Source organism: Glycomyces tarimensis (assembly GCF_054776215.1).
In genome coordinates this window covers 179,231-188,440 of record NZ_BAAHCB010000021.1, presented here as the reverse complement: position 1 = coordinate 188,440, position 9,210 = coordinate 179,231, and the positions used below count along the sequence as shown (strand labels likewise).

Annotated in this window: 7 protein-coding genes and 1 pseudogene; 3 read left to right on the top strand and 5 right to left on the bottom strand. The window is 69.3% G+C overall.

Going from position 1 to position 9,210, the window contains the following annotated elements:
- Positions 1 to 7 precede the first annotated feature (7 nt).
- Positions 8 to 1,624 carry a malate synthase gene (gene aceB / locus ACYVK3_RS17890; protein ID WP_460498685.1) on the bottom strand — a complete coding sequence of 539 codons (1,617 nt, stop codon included), beginning with the start codon at positions 1,622 to 1,624 and terminating at the stop codon, positions 8 to 10.
- A gap of 43 nt (positions 1,625 to 1,667) precedes the next feature.
- Positions 1,668 to 2,969, bottom strand: a complete 1,302-nt coding sequence (gene aceA, locus ACYVK3_RS17885) for an isocitrate lyase (RefSeq protein WP_460498684.1) — start codon at positions 2,967 to 2,969, stop codon at positions 1,668 to 1,670.
- A gap of 138 nt (positions 2,970 to 3,107) precedes the next feature.
- On the opposite strand from aceA, the gene ACYVK3_RS17880 reads away from it, so the two are divergent.
- Positions 3,108 to 4,628, top strand: a complete 1,521-nt coding sequence (locus tag ACYVK3_RS17880) for a helix-turn-helix domain-containing protein (protein ID WP_460498683.1) — start codon at positions 3,108 to 3,110, stop codon at positions 4,626 to 4,628.
- 49 nt (positions 4,629 to 4,677) lie between these two features.
- The gene (locus tag ACYVK3_RS17875; RefSeq protein ID WP_460498682.1) at positions 4,678 to 5,520 is read left to right on the top strand and encodes an alpha/beta hydrolase; all 843 of its coding nucleotides are present in this window, start codon (positions 4,678 to 4,680) and stop codon (positions 5,518 to 5,520) included.
- Positions 5,521 to 5,586: 66 nt separating this feature from the next.
- Here ACYVK3_RS17875 and ACYVK3_RS17870 read toward each other — a convergent pair whose 3' ends face one another.
- Positions 5,587 to 6,543 carry an acyl-CoA desaturase gene (locus tag ACYVK3_RS17870; RefSeq protein WP_460498681.1) on the bottom strand — a complete coding sequence of 319 codons (957 nt, stop codon included), beginning with the start codon at positions 6,541 to 6,543 and terminating at the stop codon, positions 5,587 to 5,589.
- A gap of 602 nt (positions 6,544 to 7,145) precedes the next feature.
- Between ACYVK3_RS17870 and ACYVK3_RS17865 the strand changes: the two genes are divergently transcribed.
- Entirely contained in the window at positions 7,146 to 7,724 is a 579-nt protein-coding gene (locus ACYVK3_RS17865; RefSeq protein ID WP_460498680.1) for a dihydrofolate reductase family protein, read from the top strand.
- Positions 7,725 to 7,845: 121 nt separating this feature from the next.
- Here ACYVK3_RS17865 and ACYVK3_RS17860 read toward each other — a convergent pair.
- Together ACYVK3_RS17860 and ACYVK3_RS17855 are read right to left on the bottom strand one after the other, a co-directional pair.
- Positions 7,846 to 8,424 (bottom strand): annotated as a pseudogene (locus ACYVK3_RS17860) (IS5 family transposase); the annotation flags it as partial.
- Positions 8,425 to 8,549: 125 nt separating this feature from the next.
- The gene (locus tag ACYVK3_RS17855; protein WP_460498679.1) at positions 8,550 to 9,191 is read right to left on the bottom strand and encodes a response regulator transcription factor; all 642 of its coding nucleotides are present in this window, start codon (positions 9,189 to 9,191) and stop codon (positions 8,550 to 8,552) included.
- Positions 9,192 to 9,210 lie beyond the last annotated feature (19 nt).

The window sequence follows — 9,210 nt, the reverse complement described above, 5'->3', positions numbered from 1 at the left end:
AGCGATTTCAGCACAGGTGGCGGGCGTACGCCGGCAGGGTCATGAACGTCGGGTACTCCTCCCCCATCGCGCACTCGGTGAACACCGCGAGCGCGTCGTCGAACCGGTCGCCGTCGAAGCGGTCCATGCGCGCGAACTCCTCGCGCATGAGCTCGTCGACCCATTCGCGCGTCACGGCGCGCCCCTCGGCGGTGGTCGAGCCCGCGTTGATCCACTGCCAGATCTGCGAGCGGGAGATCTCCGCGGTCGCGGCGTCCTCCATCAGGTTGTTGATCGCGGCGGCCCCGTTGCCCCGCAGCCAGGACTCCATGTACCGGATGCCGACCTCGATGTTGGCGCGGATGCCGCGCTCGGTGATCTCGCCTTCGGCCGAGGCGACGTCGAGCAGCGCGTGCTCGTCGGGGACGACGTCCTCCCGGAGCCGGTCGATCTGGTTCGGGACGCCGCCGAGCGCCTCGTCGAAGACCTCCATCGCGACCGGGACGAGGTCCGGGTGTGCCACCCAGGAGCCGTCGAAGCCGTCGTCGGCCTCCCGGTTCTTGTCGGCCCTGACCTTCTCCAGCGCGGCGGCGTTGGCCTCGGGGTCGCGCCGGTTCGGGATGAACGCGGCCATGCCGCCGATGGCCGAGGCGCTGCGCCGGTGGCAGGTGCGCACCAGCAGCTCGGTGTAGGCCCGCATGAACGGCTGGGTCATCGTCACCTGCTCGCGGTCGGGCAGCACGAAGCGCGGTCCCCGCTCGCGGAAGTTCTTGATGACCGAGAAGATGTAGTCCCAGCGCCCGGCGTTGAGACCCGCCGAGTGTTCGCGCAGTTCGTAGAGGATCTCCTCCATCTCGAAGGCGGCGGTGATCGTCTCGATGAGGACGGTGGCGCGGATGGTGCCGCGCGGGATGCCGAGCAGCTCCTGGGCGAGGACGAACACGTCGTTCCACAGCCGCGCCTCGAGGTGCGATTCGAGCTTCGGCAGGTAGAAGTAGGGCCCGCGCCCGAGCTCGATGAGCCGGTGGGCGTTGTGGAAGAAGTACAGGCCGAAGTCGACGAGGCTGCCGCTCATGGGCACGCCGTCGACGCGCAGGTGCCGCTCGGCCAGGTGCCAGCCGCGGGGCCTGACGATGATCGTCGGCAGGTCGGTCAGGCTCGCTCCGGTGAGCCGGTAGGACTTGCCCTGCTCGCTGGTGAAGTCGATGCGCCGCTCGATCGCGTCGATGAGGTTGGCCTGGGACGCGATCACGTTGGGCCAGCAGGGCGTGGCGGAGTCCTCCATGTCGGCCAGCCAGCACTTGGCACCGGAGTTGAGCGCGTTGATCGTCATCTTGCGGTCGCACGGGCCGGTGATCTCGACGCGCCGGTCCTCCAGGCCCGGCGCGAGCGTGGCGACGCTCCAGGAGATGTCGTCGCGGATGTCGGCGGTCTCGGGCAGGAAGCGCGGGTCGACGCCGTTGGCGATCTGGGTCCGGCGCTCCTGGCGGCGCTGGAGCAGTTCCTGGCGGCGGCAGATGAACGCGCGGTGGAGCTCGGCGAGGAACTCCAGCGCCTCGGGCGTCAGGATGTCGTCCTGGCGGTCGACGGTCGGTCCGGTGACGGTCGCCGCCTCGACGGTGCGGGTCTCGATGAGGGAGCCCATGTGCCTCTCCTTGTGTCGTGAGTGTCTGGGTGACGCTGCTTGTCTAGAATTGTCCGGATTCGGTGGAACCCGCCAGCGCCAAGGTGGAGCCGCTCGGGTTGAGCGCGCTGGTGACCTGGTCGAAGTAGCCGGTGCCGACCTCTCGCTGGTGCTTGGTGGCGGTGTACCCGCGTTCCTCGGCGGCGAACTCCCGTTCCTGGAGGTCGACGTAGGCGCTCATGCCTTCGCGGGCATAGCCGTGGGCGAGGTCGAACATCGAGTAGTTCAGCGCGTGGAAGCCGGCGAGGGTGATGAACTGGAAGGTGAAGCCCATCGATCCGAGCTCGCGCTGGAACTTGGCGATCGTGTCGTCGTCGAGGTGGCGCTTCCAGTTGAAGGACGGCGAGCAGTTGTAGGCGAGCATCTGCTCGGGGTACTCGGCCTTGACCGCTTCGGCGAAGACGCGGGCGGTCTCGAGATCGGGCGTGCCGGTCTCCATCCACAGCAGGTCCGCGTAGGGCGCGTAGGCCTTGGCGCGGGCGATGCACGGCTCGATGCCGTTTCGGACCCGGTAGTAGCCCTCGGCGGTGCGCTCGCCGGTGAGGAACTCGCCGTCGCGCTCGTCGACGTCGGAGGTCAGCAGCGTGGCGGCCTCGGCGTCGGTGCGGGCGATGATGAGGGTCGGCACGCCCTCGACGTCGGCGGCGAGGCGCGCCGCGCCCAGGGTGCGGATGTGCTGCGAGGTCGGGATGAGGACCTTGCCGCCGAGGTGGCCGCACTTCTTCTCGGAGGCGAGCTGGTCCTCCCAGTGCACGGCGGAGGCGCCGGCGTCGATCATGGCCTTCATGAGCTCGTAGGCGTTGAGCGGTCCGCCGAATCCGGCCTCGGCGTCGGCGACGATCGGGACGAGCCAGTCCTCGACGCTGCTGGTGCCTTCGGCGTACTCGATCTGGTCGGCGCGCATGAGCGCGTTGTTGATGCGGCGCACGACCTGGGGGACCGAGTTCGCCGGGTACAGCGACTGGTCGGGGTAGGTCTGGGCGGCGAGGTTGGCGTCGGCGGCGACCTGCCAGCCCGACAGGTAGATCGCGCGCAGGCCGGCCTTGACCTGCTCGACGGCCTGGTTGCCGGTGAGCGCGCCGAGGGCGTGGGTGTAGCCGCCGGTGGCGGCGTCGTTGGTGAGCCGCTTCCAGAGCTTCTCGGCGCCGCGGCGGGCCAGGGTGTGCTCCTCGGTGACGCGGCCGCGCAGCTTCACGACGTCGGCACTCGTGTAGTCGCGGACGACGTGCTCCCAGCGCGGGTCGGCGGCCCAGTCGAGGGCCAGTCGCTCGGCGGCGATGGACTGCTCGCGTGCGGTGTCGGACATCGTGTTCTCCCAAGGTCGCCCGTGGCCGCCGTCAAGGTCGGCCATTACTTGCAGGTAACAGGATCTTTTCCCGTTTGGAGTCGGGAAGTAAGGCGTTTGGGCTAGAAAGATCGGCATTTCTTCGCTCATAATGAAGAAATGGCAAAGAATTTTCCAAGCGAGCGCTCCCAAGCGCCGGAGCACCGTCCGTGGGGCGCGGTCGAGGCGGCCGAACTGTCGGCCGAGGACGATCCCCTCGACCTCATCAGCCTCGGCAAGCAGATCCGGCACCTGCGCAAGCAGCGGGAGCTGAGCCTCGACGAGCTCGGCGAGACGGTCGGGACGGCGCCGTCGCAGCTGTCGCTCATCGAGAACGGCAAGAAGGAGCCGAAGCTGTCGATGCTGCGCGCGCTGGCACGCGCGCTCGGGGCGAGCTCGGACGAGCTGCTCGGGGCCGAGCCGCCGAACCGGCGCGTGGCCCTGGAGATCGAGCTCGAGCGCGCCCAGCGCTCCAAGCAGTACCAGTCGCTGGGGCTGCCGAGCGTCAAGCCGTCCTCGCGCATCCCCACCGAGGTGCTCGAGGCGCTCGTCGGCCTGCACCGGGAGGTGGACCGGCAGGTGAACCTGCACGCGGCCACGCCCGAGGAGGCGCGGCGGGCGAACACCGAGCTGCGCCGCCGGATGCGCGGGAAGGACAATTACTTCGGCGACATCGAGGCCGAGGCGCGCCGGCTGCTCAAACTGGTCGACTACAGGAGCGGCCCGCTCTCGCAGCACCAGATCTCGAACCTGGCCTCGCACCTGCGGTTCACGCTGCACCACGTCGACGACCTGCCGCACTCGACGCGTTCGGTGACGGACCTGCGCAACCGCCGGATCTATCTGACGCCCAACAAGGACAGCTCGCACGATCCGCGGACCGTGCTGCTGCAGGCGATCGCGAGCCACGTGCTGCAGCACGAGGTGCCGCGCACGTACCTGGAGTTCCTGGGGCAGCGCGTGTCCACGAACTACCTCGCGGCGGCGCTGCTCATCCCCGAGTCGAGCGCGGTGAAGTTCCTGCGGGCGGCCATGGCGGAGAAGGAGATCGCCGTGGAGGACCTGCGGGACAACTTCGCGGTGTCGTACGAGGCCGCCGCGCACCGGTTCACGAACCTGGCGACGCACCATCTGGGCATCCGCACGCACTTCCAGAAGGTCCACAAGTCCGGCATCATCTTCAAGGCCTACGAGAACGACGACGTGGCGTTCCCGGCCGACGCGACCGGCGCGATCGAAGGCCAGCCGGTGTGCCGGTACTGGACGAGCCGCCAGGTGTTCGACGTGCCGGACAAGTTCAACTCGTTCAACCAGTACACCGACACGGCGACGGGCACGTACTGGTGCACCGCCCGGACCGAACGCGGCCCCGACGGGGAGTTCTCGCTGAGCATCGGGGTGCCGTACGAGTCGGCGAAGTGGTTCCGCGGCAAGGAGACGCAGGCGAGGTCGGTCTCGCACTGCCCGGACCCGGACTGCTGCCGGACGCCGCCGCGCTCGCTGGCCGAGACCTGGGCCGGACAGGTCTGGCCCACGGCGCGGGCGGCCTCCTCGCAGCTCGCGGCGATACCGCTGGGCTCCTTCCCCGGCGTGGACGAGACGGAGGTCTACCGCTTCCTGGAGAAGCACTCGAGGGAATGAGCGAGGAACCGCCGCCGCCCAGCGGTGGGGCGGGTGTGAAAATGGCGGCATGACGCCCACCTTCGTCCTCGTCCACGGCTCCAACAGCAACTCCTTCACCTGGGCGCCGCTGCAGCGGGAGCTGGCGCTGCACGGCCACCGCTCACTGGCGCTCGACCTGCCCGGCCACGGCTTCGACGCGAGCTACCCGACGGCGTTCCACACGCAGGCCGACCCCGCCGCGCTCGCGGCGGCGCCGTCCGGCATGGCCGGACGCACCCTCGCCGACAATGTCGAGCACTCGGCCGGAATCCTGCGCCGCGCCAAGGAGCACGGGCCGGTGATCGTCCTCGCTCACAGCCGCGGCGGCGTCACCCTCACCGCGCTCGGCAACGAGCATCCCGAGCTGATCGACCGCATGGTCTACATGTCCGCGTGGTGCTGCGTGGACCACACGCCGGGCGAGTACATGGACGGGCCGGAGTACGCCTCGAGCGTGCTGGGCGAGTCCATGGGCGCGCTCGCGGCCGACCCGGCCGCGGTGGGCGCGATCCGCATGAACTGGCGCACCGCCGACCCCGCGCTGCTCGAAGCGCTGAAGCGGTCGATGCTCCAGGACGGCACCGACGACGAGTTCCTCGTCTTCCTGGCCACACTCCAGCCCGACGAAGGCCTCGACGCCGGCACCGCCGAGGACCGGGCGCGCGCCGAAACGTGGGGGCGGCTGCCCCGCTCCTACATCCGGCTCGCGCGGGACACCTCGCTGCCGCCCGCGCTCCAGGACCGGTTCATCAAGGAGGCCGACGCGCTCACCCCGGACAACCGGTTCGACGTCCACACGCTCGACGCCGCGCACGTCGAACCGCTCGTGCGCCCCGAGCCGCTCGCGGCGATCCTCGCGTCCCTGGCCTGAGCCGGACGCGAACGATGCCGTCGAGGAGGACCTCGACGGCATCGGATGCCTTGCCCGAACCGGTGTTCAGGCGTGGGCGAGCTTGGCCAAGCGGTCGGCGGTGGGCCACTTGACGTCCTTCGCCCAGCCGGCCTTCTCGAACATCCAGATGAACCGGGCCGAGGTGTCGATCTGCCCGCGCTTGACGCCGTGGCGGGCGCAGGACGGGTCGGCGTGGTGGGAGTTGTGCCACGACTCGCCGAACGACAGCATCGCCAGCGGCCAGAAGTTCGCGGCCCGGTCGCGGCTCTTGAAGGGCCGCTCGCCGATCATGTGGCAGATCGAGTTGGTCGACCAGGTGACATGGTGCAGCACCGAGACGCGCACGAGACTGGCCCAGAAGAACGCCGTCAGCGCGCCGATCCACGAGCCGGTGATCATCCCGCCGAGCAGCGCCGGCATGAGGAAGGTCACGACCGTCCACAGCCAGAAGAGCTTGTCGACCGCGACGATGTCCTTGTCGCGCATCAGGTCGGGTGCGAAGCGCTGCTGATTGGTGGTGTTGCCGCGCTGGAACATCCAGCCCATGTGGGCGTGCCAGAAGCCCTTGCTGAGCGCCCAGGCGGAGGTGCCGTACAGCCACGGCGAGTGCGGGTCGCCCTCCTTGTCGGAGTAGGCGTGGTGCCTGCGGTGATCGGCCACCCAGTTGATGAGCGGGCCCTGCACCGACATGCTGCCGAGGACCGCCAGGGCGATCTTCAGCGGCCGGTTCGGTTTGAAGGAACCGTGCGTGAACAGCCGGTGGAAGCCGACCGTGACCCCGTGCCCGGTGAGCTGGAAGAACACGAAGGCGAGCATGATGTCGGTCCAGCTGAGCAGGCCGGTCGTCCACGCGAACGGGACGGCGGCCGCCAGCGCGGCCATGGGGATGATCAAGAAGAGGTAGACCAGCGACTGCCGTCCGGCGTCGCGGTGCTCGCCCAGAATGGGCTTCGGTCCGGCGGCCGGTGCGGCCGCGGGACCGGTGTCGGTCAATACCGCCATGGACGTCCTCGCTCTCGACTGGATGGACTTCTCAATCGTCGTCGAAACAGGACAAGAGCGCAGTGGGGCGAGCACATGCTTCCGGGGACGCCACCTCCCCCTCCGGCAGGGGGTCTGAGCCCCCTAGGCCGTGTTTGAGAATTGAGAAAGCCTCCGGTTGATCTGTTGTGCTGCAACAAGGTTCACCCGGAGGCTTCAATTGTCGCCGCCGGAACCCGACACCGAACGGCACCTGGCGAGCCAGGCGACCACGCTCTGGGCCGCTCGCGCGGGGGCTGGTCGACCAAGCTCCACCTCGCGGTCGATATCGCCGGGTACACCGCCAAGGAGTCGGTCGCAGGAGGCCTGCACCCAGGGCCGGGACGGTTCCGAGGATCTGGGAGCCTGTCTCGGGCACGCATCCGGTGGTTGACGCCTTCGGCGAACCGGGCGCGGCAGGTGCGCGGCGCGGTCGCGGTGTCCGGCGCCGTGTTCCCGATCCTGGACTTCACGGGCGTCGGCGGCCTACGAGGCGGGCGGGTGGCCGGAGTGCGGCGAGCTTTCGAACAGCGGTGGCGGGCAATGCGGCGCGGAGTGTCGGAGGCCGGTGATTGGCTGTCCGGATGGCGAAAACCATCTACAACACCGCGACCAGTATCGACGGATTCATCGCGGACCCCGACAACTCGCTGGAATGGCTGTTCGCCGTTCCCGGAGGACACCCTGAGGAGGTGGGTGAAGGCGAGGAGACGCCCCTGGACGAGATGGGCGAGTTCTTCGCCGGCGTGGGGGCCGTGTGCATGGGATCCACGACCTACGAGTGGATCCTCGAACACGAGAAGGCGCTCGAGCACCCCGAGAAGTGGGAGTACACGATGCCGACCTGGGTCTTCACGAGCCGGGACCTGCCGGCGGTGCCCGGGGCCGACATCCGCTTCGCGTCGGGCGACGTCGCATCGGTCCACGCCGAGATGGCCGCCGCCGCGGGCGAACGCAACCGGTGGCTCATGGGCGGCGGTGAACTGGTCGGCAAGTTCGCCGACGCCGGGCTCCTGGACGAGATCGTGCTCTCACTGGCGCCGGTCTTCCTCGGCGCGGGGGCACCGCTGCTCCCCCGCCGCCTCCTCGCCGACCGCCTCGAGCTGGTCGAGACCAAGGCGATCGGCCAGTTCGCCTGCCTCACCTACCGAGTGAAGAAATAACGCTCCGCCCCCTCTCGTCCGGCCTGCCGCGCAGGGCGGTCCCGGACAAGGCGGGGCGGATGTTCCGTTCAATTAGCAACGCGAAAAAGCTCGACCGCTCCGAGCACCGCCTAGGCAGCGTTTAGGAATGTGGGGTGCGGTCGAGCAGGATCGCGATCTGGATGGTGGCCTCGTAGCGGATGGCGAGCTTGTCGTACCTGATCGAGACGGCGCGGTAGCGCTTGAGTCGGCCGATGGTCCGCTCGACGGTGTTGCGTTCTTTGTAGGCTTCGCGGTCGAAGGCGGGGGGCCGCCCGCCGGAGCGGCCCTTGGCGATCCGGTTCCGGCGCTGGTCCTTCTTTTCGGGGATCACGGCCTGGATGCCGCGGCGGCGCAGGTAGGCGCGGTGGGCCCGGCTCGCACAGGCCTTGTCGGCCAGGACCTTCCGCGGCCTGGATTTGGGGCGGCCGGGTCCGGGCCAGGGCACGCTGACCGCCTCCAGCACCGCAGCGAACTGCGGGTAGTCGCCCCGCTGCCCGGCGGTGAGCTTGAGGCCGATCACGGTCTGGTCGGCGTCGGCGGCGAGGTGGATCTTGGTGGTCCAGCCGCCCCTGGAGCGTCCGAGCGCGTGGTCGGCCGGCTCGCCGGGCACGGGTGCCTTGCGGGCTCCGGCCGCGGCCTGGTGGGCGCGGACGGTCGTGGAATCGACGCTGACCGTCCAGGTCAAGCGGCCCCGACCGTGACCGACGGGCAGTGGGCGCGGCTTGCCAAGGAAGCCTCCTGTTATTTGGATCTTGTTGCGACACAACAGATTCAACAGGAGGCTTCCTCATTCATAAACGCGGCCTAGTTGTCCTCAAGATAGGCGAGGACGGCGAGGACGCGCCGGTTGTCGTCCTCGGACTGGTTGAGCCCGAGCTTGCGGAAGACGTTCGCCGAGTGCTTGCCGACGGCCTTCTCGCTGATGTACATCTGCGAGGCGATCGCGGCGTTGGTGCGACCCTCCGCCATGAGCCCCAGGACCTCCTGCTCGCGGGCGGTGAGAGCGTCGAGCCGGTTCTGCTGCTTGCCGAGGAGCCGGGCGACGACCTCGGGGTCCATGGCGGTGCCGCCGGCGGCGACGCGACGCAGCGCCTCGATGAACTCGCCGACGTTGGAGACGCGGTCCTTGAGCAGGTAGCCGACGGCGCCGCGCCGGTCGCCGAGGAGCTCGCGCGCGTACAGCTGCTCGACGTACTGCGAGAGCACGAGGATCGGCAGCCCCGGGATGGTGCGACGGGCCTCGATGGCGGCGCGCAGGCCCTCGTCGGTGAACGTCGGCGGCAGCCGGATGTCGACGACGGCGACGTCGGGGCGGTGCTTGAGCAGGGCCGCGGTGAGGGCGGGCCCGTTGTCGACGGCCTCGACGACGGTGCAGTCGTGGGCCTCGAGCATGCGGGTGAGCCCGTCGCGCAGCAGTGAGTGGTCTTCGGCGAGGACGACGTCCATGGTGTTCCCTTATGATTCT